Source organism: Shimazuella kribbensis DSM 45090, from assembly GCF_000428065.1.
GTDB classification, from domain to species: Bacteria; Bacillota; Bacilli; order Thermoactinomycetales; family Thermoactinomycetaceae; genus Shimazuella; species Shimazuella kribbensis.
The window spans coordinates 1-19,820 of the sequence record NZ_ATZF01000025.1 but is presented as its reverse complement, the minus strand read 5'-3'; the positions used below and the strand labels follow the sequence as shown (position 1 = coordinate 19,820).

At 37.4% G+C, this 19,820-nt stretch carries 22 protein-coding genes and 2 pseudogenes; 12 read left to right on the top strand and 12 right to left on the bottom strand.

Going from position 1 to position 19,820, the window contains the following annotated elements:
* The first annotated feature begins 148 nt into the window (after positions 1 to 148).
* Positions 149 to 349 carry a helix-turn-helix domain-containing protein gene (locus A3GQ_RS25125; RefSeq protein ID WP_037465667.1) on the top strand — a complete coding sequence of 67 codons (201 nt, stop codon included), beginning with the start codon at positions 149 to 151 and terminating at the stop codon, positions 347 to 349.
* Positions 350 to 418: 69 nt separating this feature from the next.
* Positions 419 to 742, top strand: coding sequence for a hypothetical protein (locus A3GQ_RS0120200; protein ID WP_028778594.1), 324 nt, complete (start codon positions 419 to 421; stop codon positions 740 to 742).
* A 607-nt stretch (positions 743 to 1,349) separates the two neighbouring features.
* On the opposite strand, the gene A3GQ_RS0120195 is transcribed toward A3GQ_RS0120200, so the two are convergent.
* The 4 genes from A3GQ_RS0120195 to A3GQ_RS0120180 all read right to left on the bottom strand — a co-directional run bounded on the left by A3GQ_RS0120195 (position 1,350) and on the right by A3GQ_RS0120180 (position 3,667).
* Complete coding sequence (locus tag A3GQ_RS0120195) at positions 1,350 to 2,168, bottom strand: alpha/beta fold hydrolase (protein WP_028778593.1); 819 nt, start codon at positions 2,166 to 2,168, stop codon at positions 1,350 to 1,352.
* Positions 2,169 to 2,254: 86 nt separating this feature from the next.
* Positions 2,255 to 2,536 carry a hypothetical protein gene (locus A3GQ_RS0120190; protein WP_028778592.1) on the bottom strand — a complete coding sequence of 94 codons (282 nt, stop codon included), beginning with the start codon at positions 2,534 to 2,536 and terminating at the stop codon, positions 2,255 to 2,257.
* 15 nt (positions 2,537 to 2,551) lie between these two features.
* Complete coding sequence (locus tag A3GQ_RS25875) at positions 2,552 to 2,980, bottom strand: peptidoglycan recognition protein family protein (protein ID WP_051272175.1); 429 nt, start codon at positions 2,978 to 2,980, stop codon at positions 2,552 to 2,554.
* Between the two features lie 291 nt (positions 2,981 to 3,271).
* Positions 3,272 to 3,667: a VOC family protein gene (locus A3GQ_RS0120180; protein WP_028778591.1), complete on the bottom strand. Its 396-nt coding sequence runs from the start codon at positions 3,665 to 3,667 to the stop codon at positions 3,272 to 3,274.
* Positions 3,668 to 4,075: 408 nt separating this feature from the next.
* Here A3GQ_RS0120180 and A3GQ_RS0120175 point away from each other — a divergent pair, with 408 nt between their 5' ends.
* A complete protein-coding gene (locus A3GQ_RS0120175) occupies positions 4,076 to 5,179 on the top strand; it encodes a basic secretory protein-like protein (protein ID WP_028778590.1) in 1,104 nt (367 codons plus the stop codon).
* A gap of 371 nt (positions 5,180 to 5,550) precedes the next feature.
* A pseudogene (locus A3GQ_RS28555) lies at positions 5,551 to 5,676 on the top strand (hypothetical protein); the annotation flags it as partial.
* An 80-nt stretch (positions 5,677 to 5,756) separates the two neighbouring features.
* Here the strand turns inward: A3GQ_RS28555 and A3GQ_RS25115 are convergent.
* The 3 genes from A3GQ_RS25115 to A3GQ_RS0120160 all read right to left on the bottom strand — a co-directional run bounded on the left by A3GQ_RS25115 (position 5,757) and on the right by A3GQ_RS0120160 (position 8,149).
* Positions 5,757 to 6,170, bottom strand: a complete 414-nt coding sequence (locus tag A3GQ_RS25115) for a sporulation protein (RefSeq protein ID WP_051272171.1) — start codon at positions 6,168 to 6,170, stop codon at positions 5,757 to 5,759.
* Positions 6,171 to 6,562: 392 nt separating this feature from the next.
* Positions 6,563 to 7,609 (bottom strand): site-specific integrase, encoded by a 1,047-nt coding sequence (locus A3GQ_RS25870; protein ID WP_051272168.1) that lies wholly within the window; start codon positions 7,607 to 7,609, stop codon positions 6,563 to 6,565.
* Positions 7,610 to 7,909: 300 nt separating this feature from the next.
* Entirely contained in the window at positions 7,910 to 8,149 is a 240-nt protein-coding gene (locus tag A3GQ_RS0120160; protein ID WP_028778589.1) for a hypothetical protein, read from the bottom strand.
* A 376-nt stretch (positions 8,150 to 8,525) separates the two neighbouring features.
* Here A3GQ_RS0120160 and A3GQ_RS0120155 point away from each other — a divergent pair, with 376 nt between their 5' ends.
* From A3GQ_RS0120155 to A3GQ_RS0120145, 3 genes are all read left to right on the top strand, one after another.
* Positions 8,526 to 9,122: a TetR/AcrR family transcriptional regulator gene (locus A3GQ_RS0120155; RefSeq protein WP_028778588.1), complete on the top strand. Its 597-nt coding sequence runs from the start codon at positions 8,526 to 8,528 to the stop codon at positions 9,120 to 9,122.
* A 66-nt stretch (positions 9,123 to 9,188) separates the two neighbouring features.
* A complete protein-coding gene (locus tag A3GQ_RS0120150) occupies positions 9,189 to 9,950 on the top strand; it encodes an SDR family NAD(P)-dependent oxidoreductase (RefSeq protein WP_028778587.1) in 762 nt (253 codons plus the stop codon).
* Positions 9,951 to 10,071: 121 nt separating this feature from the next.
* Entirely contained in the window at positions 10,072 to 10,623 is a 552-nt protein-coding gene (locus A3GQ_RS0120145) for an NADPH-dependent FMN reductase (RefSeq protein WP_028778586.1), read from the top strand.
* Positions 10,624 to 10,930: 307 nt separating this feature from the next.
* Here the strand turns inward: A3GQ_RS0120145 and A3GQ_RS0120140 are convergent.
* A pseudogene (locus A3GQ_RS0120140) lies at positions 10,931 to 11,239 on the bottom strand (Tn3 family transposase); the annotation flags it as partial.
* Between the two features lie 62 nt (positions 11,240 to 11,301).
* On the opposite strand from A3GQ_RS0120140, the gene A3GQ_RS27780 reads away from it, so the two are divergent.
* From A3GQ_RS27780 to A3GQ_RS0120120, 3 genes are all read left to right on the top strand, one after another.
* Positions 11,302 to 11,502 carry a hypothetical protein gene (locus A3GQ_RS27780; protein ID WP_028778584.1) on the top strand — a complete coding sequence of 67 codons (201 nt, stop codon included), beginning with the start codon at positions 11,302 to 11,304 and terminating at the stop codon, positions 11,500 to 11,502.
* A gap of 486 nt (positions 11,503 to 11,988) precedes the next feature.
* Positions 11,989 to 12,546: an RNA polymerase sigma factor gene (locus A3GQ_RS25105; protein ID WP_051272165.1), complete on the top strand. Its 558-nt coding sequence runs from the start codon at positions 11,989 to 11,991 to the stop codon at positions 12,544 to 12,546.
* Entirely contained in the window at positions 12,543 to 14,249 is a 1,707-nt protein-coding gene (locus tag A3GQ_RS0120120; RefSeq protein ID WP_028778583.1) for a DUF4179 domain-containing protein, read from the top strand. Before A3GQ_RS25105 ends, A3GQ_RS0120120 begins: the two co-directional genes overlap by 4 nt.
* Before the next feature lie 289 nt (positions 14,250 to 14,538).
* On the opposite strand, the gene A3GQ_RS0120115 is transcribed toward A3GQ_RS0120120, so the two are convergent.
* Positions 14,539 to 14,931, bottom strand: coding sequence for a hypothetical protein (locus tag A3GQ_RS0120115; protein WP_028778582.1), 393 nt, complete (start codon positions 14,929 to 14,931; stop codon positions 14,539 to 14,541).
* Between the two features lie 257 nt (positions 14,932 to 15,188).
* Between A3GQ_RS0120115 and A3GQ_RS0120110 the strand changes: the two genes are divergently transcribed.
* A complete protein-coding gene (locus A3GQ_RS0120110; protein ID WP_028778581.1) occupies positions 15,189 to 15,680 on the top strand; it encodes a trypsin-like serine peptidase in 492 nt (163 codons plus the stop codon).
* Positions 15,681 to 15,777: 97 nt separating this feature from the next.
* Here A3GQ_RS0120110 and A3GQ_RS0120105 read toward each other — a convergent pair whose 3' ends face one another.
* Positions 15,778 to 16,908 (bottom strand): agmatine deiminase family protein, encoded by a 1,131-nt coding sequence (locus A3GQ_RS0120105; protein WP_028778580.1) that lies wholly within the window; start codon positions 16,906 to 16,908, stop codon positions 15,778 to 15,780.
* 74 nt (positions 16,909 to 16,982) lie between these two features.
* Entirely contained in the window at positions 16,983 to 17,804 is an 822-nt protein-coding gene (locus A3GQ_RS0120100; RefSeq protein WP_028778579.1) for a MerR family transcriptional regulator, read from the bottom strand.
* A 290-nt stretch (positions 17,805 to 18,094) separates the two neighbouring features.
* Here A3GQ_RS0120100 and A3GQ_RS25100 point away from each other — a divergent pair, with 290 nt between their 5' ends.
* Positions 18,095 to 18,430 carry an NUMOD4 domain-containing protein gene (locus A3GQ_RS25100; RefSeq protein WP_051272162.1) on the top strand — a complete coding sequence of 112 codons (336 nt, stop codon included), beginning with the start codon at positions 18,095 to 18,097 and terminating at the stop codon, positions 18,428 to 18,430.
* A 185-nt stretch (positions 18,431 to 18,615) separates the two neighbouring features.
* Here A3GQ_RS25100 and A3GQ_RS0120090 read toward each other — a convergent pair whose 3' ends face one another.
* Complete coding sequence (locus A3GQ_RS0120090) at positions 18,616 to 19,350, bottom strand: hypothetical protein (protein ID WP_028778578.1); 735 nt, start codon at positions 19,348 to 19,350, stop codon at positions 18,616 to 18,618.
* Positions 19,351 to 19,820: the final 470 nt, after the last annotated feature.

Here is a 19,820-nt window from a genome sequence, read left to right as displayed (position 1 = left end):
CTATTATCTGGGTACATTTCATTCAAAGTTTTTTGTAGTACTCGGAAATCATAACTGTGTTTATATCACAAGTGAGGGGAAACCCTCGCTTTTTTGTTTTATTTGTTATATATTCATAACATATGATCTATGAGAAGGAGTGATTTGTATGTTAGATAAAGTTTTGACGTTGCCCGAAGCAGCAGCGCGTTGGGGGAAATCAGAGACCGCTATAAGATTGGCCTTAACAGAAAGAAAGCGATTTGATGAGCAGATAAAGAACGGACTTGTGCGTAAAGCAGGGAAAAATACATGGCTTATACACTATGACGCAATGGTGCAAGTGTTTGGAGAAGAAAAAGAAAAATAGGTGTTGACTTGTTATGAATTCATAACATATAATGAATGTAAGGAATTCATAACAAAGGAGTCGATACACATGGGTATGATGTCAATGTTTGGTAAAGATATGATAGGGAAACAAGTAGTAATAGTAGGAGGAAGTGAAGTTCTTGCGGGGATCGAATCACAAGGAAAATTAATCGAATATGACTTCTTTACAGAAATTGTCCGTCTAGAGAGAAATGGTAAAACCTATTCCTACAAGAATCCTTCATCTGTAGAGGTTGTGGAAGAAACCGAAGAGGTACAGCAAACACAAGACGGTAGAAATGATTATTACAAAATGTATATAGGACCATATAAGAATGCATGTGTTGTTATTCAAACAGAAGGCGTTGATTTGTGGTCAGATAATATTTAAAAAGCGAAGGTAATAAGCCCTTCGCTTCCCCACATAGTTCATATAAAAAAGTGTTGATACTATAGTACAACTCTTACTTTACAATCCACTTAGTTGATATGGGGATATTTTACACGACGATACCCCCACTATCAACTTTTTTATGTTGTCGGATTAAGTTCAATTGTTCCCGAGAAGCCATGGGAAGGTGGAGTATTTTCACTTTTATCATAGTGTAATACTTTTACTACAATGCGATTTCCATTGGTGAGCGTGGAAAGATAAAGCTTTTCCCCAACGTCTAGATATAACTCGCTTGGTAATTCCGTAAAGCCTAATGTTGCTTTTAGGGGTCACCTTACCCAAAAAAGAAAATTGTACGCTTAGACATATTTTGGACACTATTAAACCGACTACCTGTACGTTAAGGAGTCGGTTGTTTGTTTATTTGATGATTCGAATCCTTTTTCTCGAAGAGTAGAAGATTATCAAGAGTAATGTGTTGTTTTAAATTCCATATATAATCACTTGTTAGAGCAATGTGTTCCTATCCCAATAGAGAAAGATGGTTTAAGCCCTTTTTTCCCTAATACTTGAGATCATCAAGCCTAACTCATTGAACTAACTCTTAGCTAATTGCATTCTTTTCCACCTGATCAAGCCATTCGTTAACTAAAGCGTTGAACAATTGGCTTTGTTCGATCTGCAAGTTATGACCCGCGCGATCAAGGAGAGCAAAGCTTGCACGTGGATAATGTTCTACAATCTCCCACTGATTATGGTATCCAACCACATGATCTTGTCTACCTGTTAAAATCAGCACTGGTTTTTCATATGGTCTAGGAAACGGTTCAGGTTTAAATGTGAAATCGTACTGCTGCCTGATTCGTTCCAGAAAAGAATAATCAGCAGACTGAACCCCTGAGAGAATTTCTGCTTCAAATCTCTCCCAGTTATAACGATCCTGTACCACATGCATAGCGGTAAACTCCTCAACCTGTTTGGGCTGTAGTTTTTTCAAAAAGACCTCATCTCTTTCTAAGACTGTAAACATAGGTAATTTACGCTTTTCCTTCCTTACCACTGGACAAATCAGAAGCATGCCATCTATTTGTTCAAATCGTTTTGATAACAATCCCCTAGCTAAATAACCACCATATGATGCTCCCGCCAATACAAATCGCTGTCCAGGTAGCTCTGCATCGACAAACTGTTCCACAACAGATAACATATCGTCTGTGCTGTTAATCCAATCTTCTCCTTTTGTTAGTCCCATCCCAGGCAAATCGATATAAATACGTTGCCACCCCAAACGTTCCTCAAAAAGTGGCTCCATACATCCCATCATCAACTGATGATCACAAGAGTATCCATGTAACATTAGAATCGGAATTCCCGAACCACGTACCTCGTAGTGAATTGTTATAGAATCCAATTTGCACTCCATTCTTTTGCCTCCTATCTATACATAAACATCTATAGATTTGAGCATATTGTAATCGGTCCCCCTCTTACAAGTAGGTCTGATTACCGCTATTCTTTTTGACCTGTTGTCGGTTTATTTGTGTCTGAAATAAGTCTAAACGTACAATTTTCCCAAAACGGTACGTTGACCCCTTTTAGAGTGCTATTCATAAGAAAGAGGTTGTAATCAGTAGTCAATCTTTCATCCCCGACAATAACACTTGTATTGTCTGGAATGATCTTTACATACTTTCCTTTACCCTCAATAAAGATAGGGTTATCGGTGTAATGATCAACACTGTTCACATTTTGATAAGTTGCCGGTTGAATACTAAATACTTCAAAGATCAAGGGTCAAACCTCCATTTATGTTCGCTTCGTTAGCTCGATTTTATTTGGTTTTTTGAGTAGTAAATCTTTTACTTTAGCTGCAATTTCATCCACGTTACGAGCGGAAAAAGTAGCTTTTGTAGCTCCATCTATCACACAATCGTAAAAAGGTGGCGGTGGGGTAACAGGGACATTTTTCACGAGATTTACAAACCAAGTTTTGTCTACTCCTGTACCTGGACAACTTTTGTCAGCCATCTCTCTATGAAATTTGATGGATGCCCCTTTTTGATAAAAGTATCGTGTGATTTCTACAGCTGTGGCTAGTTGTTTTCCCTCTAATTTGTCATGTCCTTTATCAAAGTTGCCCACCATCTCGAACATGAAAGGATGCTTTCCATCGCTGTCGCTATCATTATGATCTGTTGCAGATGCAGGCGGGACGTTGATATTACGCCCTATCATGATTTTGCCATCAGGAAAAATAGTGATGTGTTGCGCGATATCAGTAAAGCCTCTAGAACTAACGTGGAAGCCTCTCATACCATTTTGGGGTAAGTCCGAGATAAGTCCAAAAACGGCACAATAGATAGAAAAAAAATGTAAAAATCAAAATGTGTTCAGTATTTTTGCTTGATGAGAATGCACGGTGACCCTAAAAAACATGGTGCGCTCTGATAACTAGATTCGTTCCTTTGTGGGATGGATCTAGTCAAGAGTGCACCATGTTTTTTTAGCGTTTATTGGATATAAAAATTATTGTTTGACGATTTGCCATGTAATCCCGAATTTGTCTATTACTTCACCATAATAGGCTCCCCAAGGCTGAGACTCAAATGGATACTTAATTGTACCGCCTTCACTGAGATTCCTATACGCTTCTAGAGCCTCGGTTTCGTTTCCAAATGTCAACGATAACACAATCCGACGGCTACTACTGGTCGATTCAAAGGAATCAGACAGGAACAACATATTTTCTCCAGCTATCGTCATTGCCATATGCATGACTTTGTCCTTGTTTTCCTCCGGCGTACCTGGCACTTGACCATGAGTCATCACAGACAAGATTTCACCATGAAGTGCATTCCGATAAAATTCTGCTTGTGCTCGTGCATCCTCTGACATCAAATAAGGGGTAAATTGTGCTTTCATGTTTATCAACCTTCCTGGTTTGAGTAGTGTTTGGTTAATTTAATCATGTGATTACCGATGAATTTGTCATCTACTAATACAACGAATGAAGAATGAAAGAATCGACATTATTAAATAACATTTAATTATTTTTTTTACATGTCAATCTTACTAGGCCCAGTGACAGGGTTGCTGCTCTAGTCCGTCAGATAGTTTACATTATATGATTTTGTTACCCCTCAGTAGCCGTTTGCTGGTTCTTGGCTACTAATGAAAGCAACTCATTGTATCTTCCATGTCGCTTTTTCTTTATATATTATATAGTTTTTATTTAATTTGTCCTATAACTATTATTTAGTATGAATTTTAGTTATAATTGTTTATGTTAGATTATTCAATTTATTTTCTGTGTGATGAGGAGTGATTGAGTTGACAATTAGGAACAAGTTTTTTGTTTTTTTGAGTTTTTGGCTTGTTTGCGCAATGATTACATTGCAATTTCCTCTCAGTAGTTTTGCAGCAGGCCCGAATCCGACTCCAAGCCCAACACCAAATCCAAGTCCAACACCAAATCCAACACCAAATCCAAGCCCCAATAGTCCCTATCAACTTAAAATAGATAAACCTGAACAATTACCTATTAAATACAGGGAGCAAATTACGAAAGAGTTTTATCGAGTCTATCCTCAATTGGTATCTACGTTTAATCAACAAGCACCCAAAACAGTTTATGTAAAAGTGGATAATAAAGCCAATTATGGTGCAGGCGCTTTTGAGGGTGCCATTACGCTTAATTATAAGGCAATTAAAACCGATTTAGACAATGGTAATCTGGGCGTTATTATTCACGAATTAACTCATATCGTGCAGAGTTATAAAGGAAATACACCAATGTGGATAGCCGATGGAATTGCTGATTATGCTGTCATCCTACTGGGCACTAATCAGACCGATACTGATTTACCAGATGCCTCCTCGATTAAACCAGGAAAAAAATTTTTATTTGATCAAAGTTATCGCCATGCGACTCGTTTCTTCCTTTGGTTGAAAAAAAATAAACGTGCAACGATTATTCAAGATCTAAATCGAGCAGGAGTGACAGGAACATATAAAGAAGAACTATTCAAACAGTGGACGGGACAAACTCTCGATCAACTTTGGGCAGAGTACTATAAAAATCCAGGATCTTTTGAAAAAGATCCCCAATGTCATGCAAAGAGTAATAGTTGCCCAAGTGATACAAGTCAGCAACAGGTAAACAATCTTCCCAGTTATGAAGTAAAGAAACCAGTCAGTTTTCGAAAGAAGCCTCGTAAAAATTCGAGTATTGTGCATCAAATACAGAATAAAGGCGCCGTTGTATATGTTGCTTGTAAAACGAGTGGTGACCAAGTGATCTATGGACCAAAGACATCGAAGACGTGGCTTTATGTGAAAGAAGATGCCAAAGCAAAAGGCTATGTACCTCGACTCTATGTCAAAATAAAGAAAAATGAACTAAAATATATTCCAAATTGCAAAAAGAAAAAATAAGCATTTGATTATTTCGCTATACTGCCCCTCTCTTACATAAAGTAAGAGAGGGCATTTTTCGATTCTAATATTTTCCTTGAAAACTGCAATAGGTCTTACCAGAAGGCTTGTGACAGGTGAAGTAGGGAGCCAAGCGCCAGTAGCGCATCAACTCCTCCGGGTAGAACTAAAAAGGAATTGGAGAAAGCCAAGAAGGATCGAAAAGAAAAAAATAAATAAAGTTTAACCCCTCGATTGTGAGGTGCACCCCAAAAGTTAGACCAAGAAATTAAATCTAACTTGGAGGGGTGCATTTTTATGGAGAAATATGATGCCAGCTTTAAAATGAAAGTGGTGAAAGAGTACATAGTGGATAAAAGCGACTAGCTGAAAAATACAGTATTCCAGATAAGAGTCAAATACGGAAATGGGTAAATCAATTTCGAGAATATGGTATAGAAGGTATGGAAAGGAACAAACCAAGAAAAAGTATTCTGGCGAATTTAAGATGGAAGTAGCACACTACATGAAAACGACAGGTGCTTCCCTTCTTGAAACAGGAAATAAGTTTGGTATTCGTGAGCCAGGTATATGTTATTTATTTTCCGCTATTTTCCGCAGGAGATACAATCAAAATCAAATCACGATCCACATAATCTTTTCCAGCAGCAATATCCAGATATGTCTCAAAATAATAACAAACCGTATCCCCTGATACCAGCAAATGATCCGGCAGATGGAATTGAAAAGGAAATGACTTTTCCTCATTGGATTGGATCTCAAAAGAAGTTTGGACTGGGATCTGCTCTATCATTTGCGTATATTCGTTTTCATGATTGTACTTTTCTAAAATTAATCTTACTTCGATATAATTAATGGATTGTTCTACTACTCCACCCTTTACAAAAATCTCCCCTGTAACCTGGCTTCCAACCGTAAAATGTTCCTCATGCAATATCAAATCTACTTGTGCTCCACCTTGCCCTAAACTTGCCAATACCTTTTGTAACAAAAGTTACCCTCTCCTCTTCGTCTATTTTCTCTTTTTATATTACTGAACGTTGTTTCTATAGACTACCTGATGTTAAAAAAAGATTACATTCTATTTTTTGATGAATTCAAATGAAACAGTAAAATAACCTTCCTATTTTCAAAAAGTAAGTCTATTCGAAAACAAGAGAGCAATATTTTTGTATTCTCCTCATGTTATAACATAAGTATCAACGAGTAGGGGGTAAGGCACCAATTCGCACATTGAGGGGCCACACTGGAAAATATATGTATCTATCGTGCCACCTTTGGAGTTATCTCGGATTGCTATGGCAGGATTCCTGTTGTGCTCTGTCACATAGATTCCATTATATGGTTACGTTACCCCTCAGACGCCGGATGCTGGTTCTAGGTCTAATACAAACCCTTAGTAACATTGTTCTTTTTGATATCGATAAGTTCAATATACTTCCTCATGGTTTCAAAGCGTTTGTGGCCTGTATGCGTCATGATTAGTTCAGGAGCTAACCCGCTTTCATATGCATGTGTGATGAATCCTCTACGAAGGGAATGACCGGAAAAGTCTATCCCTTGTAATCCGGCCTGCTCCGCTCTAGCTTTGATGATGGTTGCAACTGATCTTGTGCTGATTTTATTACCCACCTCGCCACCTTTACGAATACTACGAAAAATAGCACCCTCTTTTATTCCTGCATTCCTTAACCATCGTTGTAACAAACGAACAGGGCATGATGCAGCACGTTCCCCATAAGAAATTAACTTGGTCATTCCAGTACCTTCTTGGTCGGTCTTGGAATGCTCCAAACGAATATATACACCTAGGTCATCGAATGTAAGGTGATCCATGTCTAGCGCTACCAGCTCGGAACGCCGAAATGCTCCAGCAAAACCAAGGCTAATCATTGTGGCATCTCTTAGATCAGTTAATCCATCCATAGGGATTTCATTTAGGATCATAGTTATTACTTGTGGCGTTGCTGCTCGTTTCTGTTTTGGTGTCATTCCGAGTTCGCGCCGGATACCTGCCATTGTTTTTTTTACTTCTACCGATTTAACAGGGTTCACAAAGGTTAATGTTTGTTTACCTGCTTGATCTTCAACGTATCCAAAAAATTCCGCTAGTGCTGCATGATGACGTTGAACAGATGACGCCTTTAATGGTTTTAGTTTTTCACGTTGCTTTCTTTCATCGCTAGTTAAGTAGGATAAATAGTTAGACACCATATCAGGAGTAACTGACAAGCAATAACGGAAGTCCTCCAGATTCATTTGGTATTCGTCATTCATGTAACGCCGGAAGAGCAACAAGCTATGACGGTAATTATTTATGGTGTTTTCAGATTTACTTCGCTGGATATAATGTAAAGCTAAATCGGAAAGTTTGTTCTGGCTGGGGCTGGCTGCGATCTCATTTCGATGTAAAATGATTTCGTTATTCATGATCATCTACCTTTTCATTTTAGTTCTTATAATTGATCTTATAGGAACTAAAATGAATTATCAAATAGAATTTATGTTCTTAATTTCCTCTCGGAAATTTTGTCCATAACCCAACGACACAAGTAGTTTTTATTTTCAGATAAGTATACAATTCCATTCATGAAAAAGAGGTGTAATATTATGGATAATCGTTTTCGGATGGAACTCAATTAAAAGTGATGAAGATTTTCAAGATACGTTCAACTGGATACTCCTGTTGCAGTAGGAGAACTTGAAGGATATGGAATACTCACTGTTGGATTAATTGATGACTTTGACCATCAAATGGTCGTTATCAATGGACACGCGTATAACCGACATGGTCATACATTTTTGCCTAACCCAAACCATACATAAGATAAACAAAAGACCGCTATCCATTAGCGGCTTTTTCACATCCTCAAACGGAACAAGCTCTTGATAATCATCTCTGCACATCACCTGATAATGCTTTATTCTTCTATAGATGTAGAATACAACTCCATGCCGACCATCTTTCAATTGAATATTGTCTCCTTTTTTGAATATTGGAATCATTCTATCAACTACGCATATGTAAAATATCTAATGTACGCCGTTCTGAACACGTTTTATATATCTGGTAATGTCGTAGGTATACGAAGTATAAAAATAGCGTTATATCCCTCTAAGAGCCTGTATAATCGATAACAACAAAAAAAGCGATCGATTGACCGCTTTTCTTAATAAATAACCATATCCTTCTCCTTTGGATGACCTCCGCGAATAGCAACATGCTTACCTTAAGCATGTCATTAACAATTCTAAAATATTTCAACTTCATATTATATATTGACATTCACAGATACATATCGTACATTTTGTATAGATCGTTCTATATATTTGGAGGATGCTTTTTATGAAGAAATCTGATTTAGCACGTATGAGGCTTATTCAAGCGACAACTGATTTAATTGATATGCAAGGCTATCATGGGACAGGGATTAATCAAATTATAAAGGAAAGTCGTTCTTCTCAAGGTTCTTTATATTATTACTTTCCAGAAGGGAAAGAGGAACTGGTGTCCGTTGCGATTGATCAACATGGTAAGAATATTGAACTGCAAATAAAAAAAACACTCGCAAATACGAATGATCCTGCTGAGTCGGTCTACTCTATTTTCCTGTTTTTAGCGAAAAAGTTCGACCAAGAGGATTGTATGAAAGCTAATTCTATCGCTTCGGTTGCATTGGATACTTCCCATACAAATGAACGATTGCGGGAAACATGTAAAAAAATCTATGCAGATTGGAAAAATGCGTATCAAGACTTCTTGTTAGAGAACGGTTTTCCCTTGTCCCGTGCATCTCAAATTGCAATGTTAATTACTTCTTCGCTGGAAGGTGCTATTATTATAAGCCGGACGAATCGCAGTTCAGAACCTCTTCTACAGGTTGGACAAGAGTTGAAAATGCTGATCGCGAACGAACAAATACGATTGAATAACAACAAGTAGTTGTTATTCCTTTTTCTCAAAAATAAATAGATCGATCTAATAAAAATGAGATAAGGAGATACAAATATGGATATGGGATTAAAAAATAGAGTTGTGTTAGTTACAGGGGGTTCAAAAGGTATTGGTAAAGCAACAGCTAAAAAATTTGCAGAAGAACAAGCTCATGTTTTCATTACATACGCAAATGACCAAGAGACAGCCTTAAAGACAGTGAATGAGATTCGACAACAAGGGTTTTCTTGTTCGGAGGTTCAAATGGATCTAAGGGATCAAGTCAGTATTGAAAAAGCAGTAAAAACAGTCGCTGAAAAGTTCGGTCGAATAGATGTATTGATAAACAACGCGGTAGATTGGGGAAGTGAAGCCCCATCCCCTCAATCACTCGAACACACTTCAACCGATGCTTGGTTTGCCATGATTGACCATAATTTAAAAGGAACCTACCTTGTAACAAAATACACTCTTCCCTATATGAAAAACGGATCATGGGGTAGATTGGTTCACATCTCTACCAATCTTGCAGAAGATGGAATGGCAGGCGTTACATCCTATCCAACTAGTAAATCTGCGCTTCACGGATTTAGTAAATCTTTATCCCTTGAACTAGCGGCCGAAGGAATTTACTCCAACGTTGTACTACCTGGTTTTACTTTAACGGAGCAGAATTCACTCGTATTTCCTAAAGAGGTTTTAGAAAAACATGCTGAATCGATCCCTACGAAACGATTAGGTATACCTGATGATGTTGCAAATCTCATTGTTTATCTCGGTTCCAATGCAAATAGTTTTGTAAATGGTGAAATCATTCGTGCAACAGGTGGTAAATAATAGAGCTACTAAAACAGAAGTTTCGTCGAGAAGACAATTATTACAACATCAAAGTATTTTCAGTTTTATAACCACCAGTGCCTTTTAGGCTGGTAAATAATATAGTTATAGGAGGAAAACTATGAAAATTGCTGCATTAGTCGGAAGTAACCGAAGAGAATCTCTCAATAAAAAAGTAGTTTTGTTTATGCAGGAACGTTATCAAGAACAGTTAACGATTGAAATCATACCGATTGAGAACCTTCCTATGTATAATCAGGATGAAGAAAGAATACCTCCTTTACAAGTCAATGAAATGAAACAAATGGTATCCCATAGTGATGGTGTCCTGATTGCTACACCTGAATACAATCATTCCATTCCTGCTGTTTTAAAGAACGCTTTGGATTGGTTTTCTCGACCTTTTGGCAAATCCGCATTGGCTAATAAACCTACTTTTATTATTGGAGCTTGTCCAGGTATGTTGGGAACAGTAAGAGCACAAACACATTTACGTGAAATTTTAAACTCACCAGGTATTTCTGCTCTTACTTTACCAGGAAATGAAGTATTTATTGGAAATGCTCATGAAAAGATCAACGTAGATGGACAACTGATTGATTCATCAACGATTGAGTTTTTAGACACAGTGGTAAAAAATTTCATCGCATGGATAGAAAGAGTCAAACAATAATTGTACACCAATGAGAAAAACAACCTAAGTTTGGTAGAACCTGAAACCTAGGTTGTTTTTCTTTGTGTATCATTCAGTAGTAAGCTGTTTCTTTATTTGGGGTAGAACCAGCATCCGTGTCACGAAACGCAATTTGACCAATAAATGGAAAAACGACTTGAAATGTCTATTAAGGACTCAAGTCGTTTTGTATATGTGAATGAAAGAACTTTATAATTTGGGCTCCACTCTATGAAGTGGAGCGAGGTCGATACCTTCCATCTTCCCATTGGGAAGATGCCATGGAGCCAGAGATGCGTCAGACCAGAAGGAGTTCACAATCAATGGGCTTCTGTACAAGAACGGGTTGTAAATGAGGATAATGGACTCCAGTCTTCGGTCTGTATAGCTTCTGGGAATGAATGTTTTTTAGTCGTGGCATGAGTTTAAAACCAAGAAGATAGCAAAAAGCAAAACCCACTTCACTTTGCCCATGTGTATCGACAAAGTTTCGGTCGACTTCTTTGTCGGTGTTGTGATTCAGTAATCCATGAAGCATCGCAGCGACTTCAGAAGAATTGGGTGTATTTACTTAGGAATGAACACAAATCGATTTTTCTTCCACATGCCAAGGAATAGCAGGTATAATATAATGATAGTAACTGTTCGTGATCCACTCAAACAACCTTAGGAGTTGTCATGTCCGATGTCAGCGACATCGTTCCCTCGGTTCCGTCGAGCTGCACGCCCAACACGCCTCCGCAGGCTCCGGTTCCGCTGCAGGACGAGCAGAAGCCTGTCCTCGAAGGGAAGGTCTTCAAGAAGGGAACTGCTCCCCTGCTCCGCCAGGAGGAGGCTCCCTCCGACCGTCCCTCCGGAATGACGTGGTACAAGATCTGACAACAACTTCCACTGAAGGGGTGGATCACATGTCGACCTTATGCTCAGCATGGGTCGACAGTGATATAACAAATGCAACAAACCTATATACAACCCCAGCTCCTTCTATCTCAGAAGGAGCTGGGGTTGTAATGTGTGGCGTAGTGACAAGGTAGCTACCTTGTCACTACGCCTACATGGAAACAGTAACGAGAGGTGTGAATAGTGAACAAATCAATTACATGGGATGATTATTATACATATTTAGAACACAAAGGATTATGCCCTACAAGGCCTTTGGTCTGCTTCTTTCCGTCATCTCTAACCGCCCTTTTTTGGATTTACTCCAGCAAGGGCGGAATAATTTCATCTCAAAACTAAAATCATCTTTAAAATTAGCTGGTTTTGATTAGGTCACTATTTTTCCTTTTCATAAAAATCATGTGAGACTTTTTCGAGTCTCGTCTTGTATATAGTATAGAGCAGATAAAGGAGGAGGAAGACACAGTGACTGAGCAGGATGCACGGTGGGTAGAACAGGTACGAGCAGGTCAGCTAGATGCCTACGATCAGCTTGTCCAAAAGTACATGAACAAAGTGTATTATCTCCTCTACCGTATGATAGGCCGAGAAGAAGATGCTAAAGATTTGGCTCAAGAATGCTTCATTCGGGCCTATAAACACTTACATCAATATGATATAACACGTTCATTTTCCAGTTGGCTTTATAAAATCGCTATAAACTTATGTCGAAACGAACTGCAAAAACAGAAACGTCAAGCTTTCGAATTGCAAGGTCAACTAGAGATAGCGGATACAGAAAATCCTGAACAAGTGTATATTCAGAAAGAGGAGACACGACGTTACCAACAAGAAATCGATCTTCTCCCTCCATTTTACCGAGAAGTTCTTATTCTTCGTTACTATCAAGAGTTAAGTTATGTAGAAATTAGTGAGTCACTAGGAATTACCGAAACAGATGTACGAAATTATTTATATCGAGCAAAACGAAAACTAAGAAAACAAACCTCATTTATTCGGTTAAAGAAGGAGGTTTCACTATGAAATGCATCTCTGAAGAATTGCTATTAGCTTACTTAGATGGAGAATGTACGGCAGAAGAGAATAAAAAGATTGATCAACATCTTTCAGCTTGTGCGGACTGCCAAGAGTTACTAGATGAAGGGGTACAGGAGATGATGATGTTGAGAGATGCATTGGAAGACAAGCCATTTCCTGCTCCTTTAGATTTTTCATTTGTAGAAAGTGTTCGTCAAGAAATTCAAAAGGAGTCTAACCATTTGATACAAAACCAACCGAAAAAGAGAAGGAAATGGAAAAAAGGAATTAGGATCATCGCAGCAACAGCAGCTATACTCGCACTTATAATGGGAATAGCAGCTTATACTTCTTCAGCATTTGCTACAGTACTTCAGAACCTTTACCTAACCAGCCCGTTTGTAGATTCTGGTACTCAGTCAGCTAGTCAGGATGGTTTTACCCAAGTGGTTTATCAGGGGGTAACAGACAAAGGATACACATTGGAAGTAGCTGAAGTCATGGCTGATGCAAACCGGATTGTCGTTGCGTTACGAATTAGAGATCAACAAGGAAAGTATCATACACCTATGATGAATATCGATCCTTCATCTCGTCACACAAGCAATACAGCTAGCATCATTAACTTCTGGGATCAAGAGACCGCAAGCTTATTCCGAACAGGATCACCTACAACTTCTGGATTCTCACAATTAGAATTTGAGACGATACAACCACTTCCTGAAGAAGCGTATTTAAAGTTAAAAGTAGGGTTATTAGAAATATCCACACAATCAGGAACGCAAAAGATCAAAGGGAAATGGAACCTGACTGTTCCAATTGATTTGAAAGCAGCCCAATCTAGCAGGAAAACAGTTCAAATCAATAAAAAAAGTCCAGTTTTTGATGGAGTTATCTTTACATTAGATCAAATTGGATTTACTCCTAGTACAACCACAGTACAATATGGAATTCAAGTTACGGAAACAGAAAACAAACGAATGTCTAAGTTAGTGGATATGGCTCAAAAAGAAATAGATGCTAGTGGTGAGAGCAAAAAATCAGAAGTTTTATTCATGATTGTGAACTGGGTGTTTTCCCTATTTGGGCAAGAGATCCAAACAAAACACGAGAATGCATTATCATTTATCCGAATAAAATATCGAATTACAGACGGCAAAGGGAAAACACTGATAGAGTCCCATGCTATCAGTAGCGGTCGTCGCATTTCTGAATCGAATGATCCGAAGCTGCTGAACCAAGTATCGGAAGATAGTTTCTCAAAAGCACTAAAACGGAATAAATCATACCGCTTTGTGTTAGATAAGATTATCAAAAGACAACTTGTCGATTATGATATTCCTCTTCTGTTGGATCCCCTTCCTAAGAAGCCTGTTACGGCAAAAGTAAATGGAAAGAGATTTATCATTAAAAGAGTGGGAATGAACCTAGTCAAGTCAGACAAAAAAGATCGATATCAGATTGAACTGTATAGTGATTATCCAGAACCTTTTAGTGGTGAGGCAGAAAATTGGGTGGTAACGGATGAAACAGGGAAAACCTATAAGACCGTGCGTGTTGGTACAGGAGTGGATAATCCAAAGCAAGACCTCGAACAACAGATTCTATCTATCGAGGGTTTGAACCATCACCCGAAACAACTAACTCTTCGACTCGTGGATATGGATGTGATACAAAAAGTAGACTGGGTGACGGAGATTAAGAGGTAGTGTGATAGTAAGACTAGAGACCCCAGCCATTACCTCTTTCAGGGGTCACCGTACCAAAAGAAGAAGAGGTTTTTTGCATATCCCCCGAAAATGTTCATTAAGGCCAAAACCAACAAAAGGCTACAGAGGGGCAATGAAACCATATAATGGAAAAACGAACCGATTAAAAATAGAAATCGGTTCGTTTCTTTACACGAGGGTTCCTTGAACTTATAATCGCCAAACATTTATTAAAAAAGTCAATCTTTTCAATAAACTAGTAGGGTCGAAGTTTAAAATGTTACTTTTACTAGTTTTTATATAGTTTGTAACTAGTTATATGTTTTGTCCCTCCTGAAACATTTATGAATTTCAGGTAATGATTCCCTGCTTTTTTAATGGTAAAGGTATAAGAATTCCATGCCGTACGCGGACCACATTTAAAATAGACAGAATCGGTTATTCCACCACTTTTTTTCCAAATTTCTACTCGAAACATCTCATCATACTTTTTACATCCTTTTATCTTACTATAATAATTAACCTTACCTTTCGGAAGGTAGAATGTTCCCGTTTGAAAATAGGTATCAAATTTTGCATAACCTGTCTTGTATACAGTGCTCTTTGCAAATGTTGAATAAGGTAAAAACAAGGTTACAAATAACATCAACATTGCATTGGTTAAAAGAAACTTACTTTTCATTTTTGTATCCATCTCCTTTTATTATATTCACTATCATTATAAAACTCCCTAGTGATAGTAAATGTAATAAAATAGTGAACATTCTTACTATAATACAGTTTGATTGTTTATTTTAGCATTGAAAAAATCTTGATATTTTTTTTATAGATTTTTGTGGTAGGGTAAATATACAGGTTAAACCTAATACAGGAGTACTCGAGAAGCTGTTTTCTATCAAGAAACTCATCAAGATCACTATCTGGATCATTTTCATCGGTATGGTGGAGACAGCAGGCAAGAACGTCTTTGAATACCGAGCTTTCGAAACTCACCAAGCACCGGATACAAGGTATCGGGTGGAACGCCCTCTCCAGAAGCCTTACGAGGCAGTTGTTGAGCTGCTTCTGTTCAAGAAGGGTGGCGGAGAAAGTAAGTGCACAGGTGGTCTCATTGCACCGAAAGTGGTGCTGACTGCGAAGCACTGCTTGAAGGGTAAGACGCTTGCGTTCGTCGCTTCTCCTGGAGACAATGCAGACGGAACCAGCACTTTTGGCATGACGTCTCGTTCGTTTCGGATGAGTGACACCGACGATTATGGTGTGATCATTCTTCCTTACCCGTTCGAATTCACACCATTTCGCCTCCAAGAGTTCCCGAGCAATTTTCCGTCGGTAGAGCTGACCACTGCTGGTTACCCCGGCGATAAGAAGAAGCACACTCTGTGGGAAAGATCCAATTCCAAAACAAAATTCGGAACAATGATAAAATAAAAAGTGATTTGAGGCTGCACATGAGCAACTTCAAATCACTTTTCCAATTATTGGAGAGATGGCACCAAAATCAGTCTTCGCTCCCTCTACCCCTATTTCAATTTAATGTAACTGGTTGTTGTTGTGTAACACAATGAATCATACCACCATTTTTATAAAGCTCCCTTACATCAATTCCAATCACCTTACGATCAGGGTATAGTTGTTGAATTATATCGTTTGCTATTTTGTCATTAGGATCATTATAATTCGGAACTAATACAACGGTATTCCCGATATAAAAATTTATATAGGAACCTTTATACCCCAAATTTTTCCCATTATTTAAAATAACATTGTTTTTACTAAGTGGTAAATACTCATACTGATAAGGCTTGTCAAAGGCATTCTTTGCATTCATTAATGTCTTAATATCCTTATTTGAGGCGCCCCATTCTACTAAATCATCTTTTTCCATTGTAATAATGGTAGATTTATCGTAAAATTTAGCAAAACCGTCAATATGAAAGTCTGTAATATCAAGGTTCGGTACGCCATCTAACCAAATAAAATTAGTAACACCAAGATTTTCTTTGATATACTCCTCAATTTTTGCTACTGATAAATTAGGATTTCTATTTTTATTAACAACAGCACTACGTGTTGACAAAAATGTACCATTACCATCTAGTTCAAATGCTCCACCTTCAAGTACAACATCATTCAAATCAATTCTTTCTATACCCAATTGCTTACTAAGAACACTCGGAATGAACGCATCTTTTTTATAAGGCGTTTTCTTTCCCCATCCATTAAATCCCCAATCCATCATTTTAATATTTTTATCCTTGTCATATACAAAAATCGGTGCAGAATCTCTTGCCCAGACATCATCAGTCGGAACAATATAAAAGTCAATTTTATCCATATTTATACCCTCGTCATACAGAAGATCATAAATATAGTTTTTTTCGTTTTCGTCATAAGCTATAATATGAACTTTTTCCCCTTCACTTAAGGAACTTGCCATTTCTATCCATATTGGCTCAATCTCTTGTTTATACTTTTTGCCATATGCGTATTCATGAGGCCATTGTAACCATGAACCTTCATGTTTGCTTTTTTCATCAGGTATTGTGTATTTGCCTACGATTTGTTTTTTTGCACCTGTATCCTCATCTCCTTTACTTTGACTACATCCCAGTAATGTTAATACTGCCCCCAAACAAAGCACAATTACCTTATTCATTTCATAATCTCCTTATGTTCTGATAGCTTTCTTGGAAGTAGAATAAGCTTTGACATAATGTCAAGGTCAAGCAATTACTGTCTTATTTTTTTGATGACAGGAATACAAATTTGCGTCACATAATCTTCGATTGGGCAATCGCATTCTGGACCTTTTAAGTATGTTTCATGAGGCGGACCATCCGGAAAGTAACCATTGCCCTCGATCCACTCTTCCAGTGCCATGTGCCCGTAGCCGATATGGTCATAACTACCGAAATGCAAGGTAATAGCGACCAATTGCGTAGGAAGTTTTTTTATATACCATTCCCTTGATAAATATTCGCTATGTGCATGAGGGATCATCAATTCAATATCGCTGTGGTTAGGGGTATACTCTTCATCATAAAAAATGGCGGTCGGAGCACCAAATAACTGGATATTATTTTCTTCCGCCTTCTCGTATAAGGAATCAATATGCTTGTCCATGTCAACAATATTCATCTGCAATCTTAGACTAATGACTTCCATCTCGTTTCTGATTCCCAGAAATATATCGTACAATCGTCGTTCTTCTCGAAGTGAATCTGCTTTTTTTTCAACCATTTCTTGCATTTCTGTAATAATTTTTATATGTCGATTCACCTCATAGGATAATTCATTTATTTTCGAGCGGATGAATTCGATAAACAATTCTTTGTCTGACGTCTGGAGAATAGTTCTAATCTCTGGCAGGGAAAATCCGTACTCCCTCAGTTTTTTGATTAAAAATGCCGTTTCCAATTGACTCTTCTCATAATATCTATACCCGTTCGTTTTCTCTACATGTATCGGTTTCAAGAGTTCTTCCTTGTCATAGTGTCGTAGTATGCGGGGACTCAGTTTGCAAAGCTGAGAAAATCTGCTGATCGTATACATATTTTCTCCTTTACTTAGTGTGATGAAATTTTTTGGTCAAATGACTCGTTAGTAATTGTTTCAAGCTTATGATATCGATTTTCTCTCTTAATTAGGAGCACATCAACTTTCTAAGGGAATATTCATTCACCAGCAAATCTACTTCGTTAGATTCTCTCCGTCTACTGAATATTAATTAAGCATACGAAAAAAGACTTAGCTTTATCCTTAGAAGGTGATATTATCCCCTGCAGTACCAAGTACAAGCTAAGTAGAATAAAAGAAAATGATCATATAGGGGGGGAGAATTCATGAATGAAATTTGGATTCCTGTTAAGGAATACGAAGGGCTTTATGAAATATCTAATTTTGGAGGAGTTAGAACTCTTTCTAAAAAAGGCAAAGTTGAAAGGATTTCTGTTCATAGATTGGTTGCAATCCACTTTATTGAAAACCCATTGAAAAAAGCACAAGTTAATCACATAGATCATGATAAAACAAATAACTATGTAGATCATTTGGAATGGGTAACTAAAGAAGAAGCTGAAAAAGTAATTGAATTACGCAAACTCAAAGATGAAGGATGGCCAAACAAAGAGTTGTCTTTAAGATTCGGAATCAATTATGACCGTAGTTCATCTTTTTAACTTCTTACCACTGAGACGAGGGATATTAGATTCTATCTTGATCCTACTGCTTTTCTTCTTTGACTAAGTTTTTAATTTATCCCTTATATACATAAATACAAATCGCCTCTAACTGCAATTTACCAATTTGTAATTCATCCTCCTCGGTTATATTAGGTAAAACTATTTTTTCTCGTCTAGATCTATCAATATCGATAGTATATGTTTTGAACGATGCTTCTCTTTTGAATTTCTAAATCCATATCTTTCATTTCGTTACGTGTTGGTCTATCATGTATAAACACAGGAAGTTTCATTTTTCGTATCTGTTTATCTAACTTTTCAAGGCGAGACAGTTCATCGAAATACATCATTACATTTACTTCTGTCCCATTAGAAAAAACTAAATAGTAATAGATGTGCTCTGCCTTACTACTCCTACTTTGTGTAATCTCCCAATCCAGAACAACATGGGATACATCTTGCCATGTATAATGATCACCATCTATGATAATGGTTTTTGCACTAATTTTATCAGGGTTGATCCAGCTAAGGGTTAAGCAAACGAGAAAAAAGAGAAAAGTATAAATAAATAATTTAGAAATATCGAATTGCTTCCTAAATAGATTGTATACGCTAAAGCATAAACATACGGACAACAGAAACGAGAATAATAAGGACCAATTACTTTCTCCTATGTACCAGTCATCTGGCTCCATGATTATATTAAAGGGTAGTCTAGTAGATAAACCTAAAGAATAAACCCATACAAAAAAACTTATGAACGGTAACATACATTCTGAATTTTTTTCTTGATTTTTTTCTTCTTGTACATTCTTCTTTTGAGGTAACTCTTTTTGGAGTGTTGTTTCTTGAGTTGTATCTGTGGGCACATGTTTCTTTCTCAATCTTTTCAGTCTTCTTTTTGATCTCCTGCTCATAAAGCACCTCCATCCATCTATTGTTTCTTTGATATAAAGGGCATTCAAATCCAAAACGGCTTGTACTTCATAAATACGATCCATATGAAAGTGACTTGTCCAATACTGTTTGAGTATGGATGCCGCATCCGCGATACCGATTCAAAGATTCTTGATTAGATCGAAAAACAAAGAGCTCTTCAAGAAATTAGTAGCACCAAGAATGATATATCACCTACCAAAGAAGTATAAAAAGCTCAACGATATTGAGCTTTTCTTCTTCTCCTTAAGATAATCGAGACTTTAGTAGTAGAAAAATGAGATAATCTACAATTGAGCAAATCTAATATGTGGATATAGGGACAAGGAGTTTATAATAAACTTTCACCATCATGAAGATAATCTTGTTCAGAATCAAAAGATGATTCGCTTTCTAGTTCTTCTTCGACTTCCGGCTCTTCTGTTGCTTCTTGAACTTCGGATTCTTCTTC

What these genes read in the sequence shown, in the direction of transcription:
- A3GQ_RS0120105 (WP_028778580.1), bottom strand. Translation starts at nt 16,908, where the DNA reads ATGAATAAGGTAATTGTGCTTTGTTTGGGGGCAGTATTAACATTACTG.
- A3GQ_RS0120120 (WP_028778583.1), top strand. Translation starts at nt 12,543, where the DNA reads ATGAAATGCATCTCTGAAGAATTGCTATTAGCTTACTTAGATGGAGAA.
- A3GQ_RS0120180 (WP_028778591.1), bottom strand. Translation starts at nt 3,667, where the DNA reads ATGAAAGCACAATTTACCCCTTATTTGATGTCAGAGGATGCACGAGCA.
- A3GQ_RS0120110 (WP_028778581.1), top strand. Translation starts at nt 15,189, where the DNA reads ATGGTGGAGACAGCAGGCAAGAACGTCTTTGAATACCGAGCTTTCGAA.
- A3GQ_RS27780 (WP_028778584.1), top strand. Translation starts at nt 11,302, where the DNA reads ATGTCCGATGTCAGCGACATCGTTCCCTCGGTTCCGTCGAGCTGCACG.
- A3GQ_RS25875 (WP_051272175.1), bottom strand. Translation starts at nt 2,980, where the DNA reads ATGATAGGGCGTAATATCAACGTCCCGCCTGCATCTGCAACAGATCAT.
- A3GQ_RS0120155 (WP_028778588.1), top strand. Translation starts at nt 8,526, where the DNA reads ATGAAGAAATCTGATTTAGCACGTATGAGGCTTATTCAAGCGACAACT.
- A3GQ_RS0120150 (WP_028778587.1), top strand. Translation starts at nt 9,189, where the DNA reads ATGGATATGGGATTAAAAAATAGAGTTGTGTTAGTTACAGGGGGTTCA.
- A3GQ_RS0120090 (WP_028778578.1), bottom strand. Translation starts at nt 19,350, where the DNA reads ATGAGCAGGAGATCAAAAAGAAGACTGAAAAGATTGAGAAAGAAACAT.
- A3GQ_RS0120195 (WP_028778593.1), bottom strand. Translation starts at nt 2,168, where the DNA reads ATGGAGTGCAAATTGGATTCTATAACAATTCACTACGAGGTACGTGGT.
- A3GQ_RS0120100 (WP_028778579.1), bottom strand. Translation starts at nt 17,804, where the DNA reads ATGTATACGATCAGCAGATTTTCTCAGCTTTGCAAACTGAGTCCCCGC.
- A3GQ_RS0120115 (WP_028778582.1), bottom strand. Translation starts at nt 14,931, where the DNA reads ATGAAAAGTAAGTTTCTTTTAACCAATGCAATGTTGATGTTATTTGTA.
- A3GQ_RS0120200 (WP_028778594.1), top strand. Translation starts at nt 419, where the DNA reads ATGGGTATGATGTCAATGTTTGGTAAAGATATGATAGGGAAACAAGTA.
- A3GQ_RS25100 (WP_051272162.1), top strand. Translation starts at nt 18,095, where the DNA reads ATGAATGAAATTTGGATTCCTGTTAAGGAATACGAAGGGCTTTATGAA.
- A3GQ_RS25125 (WP_037465667.1), top strand. Translation starts at nt 149, where the DNA reads ATGTTAGATAAAGTTTTGACGTTGCCCGAAGCAGCAGCGCGTTGGGGG.
- A3GQ_RS25870 (WP_051272168.1), bottom strand. Translation starts at nt 7,609, where the DNA reads ATGAATAACGAAATCATTTTACATCGAAATGAGATCGCAGCCAGCCCC.
- A3GQ_RS0120145 (WP_028778586.1), top strand. Translation starts at nt 10,072, where the DNA reads ATGAAAATTGCTGCATTAGTCGGAAGTAACCGAAGAGAATCTCTCAAT.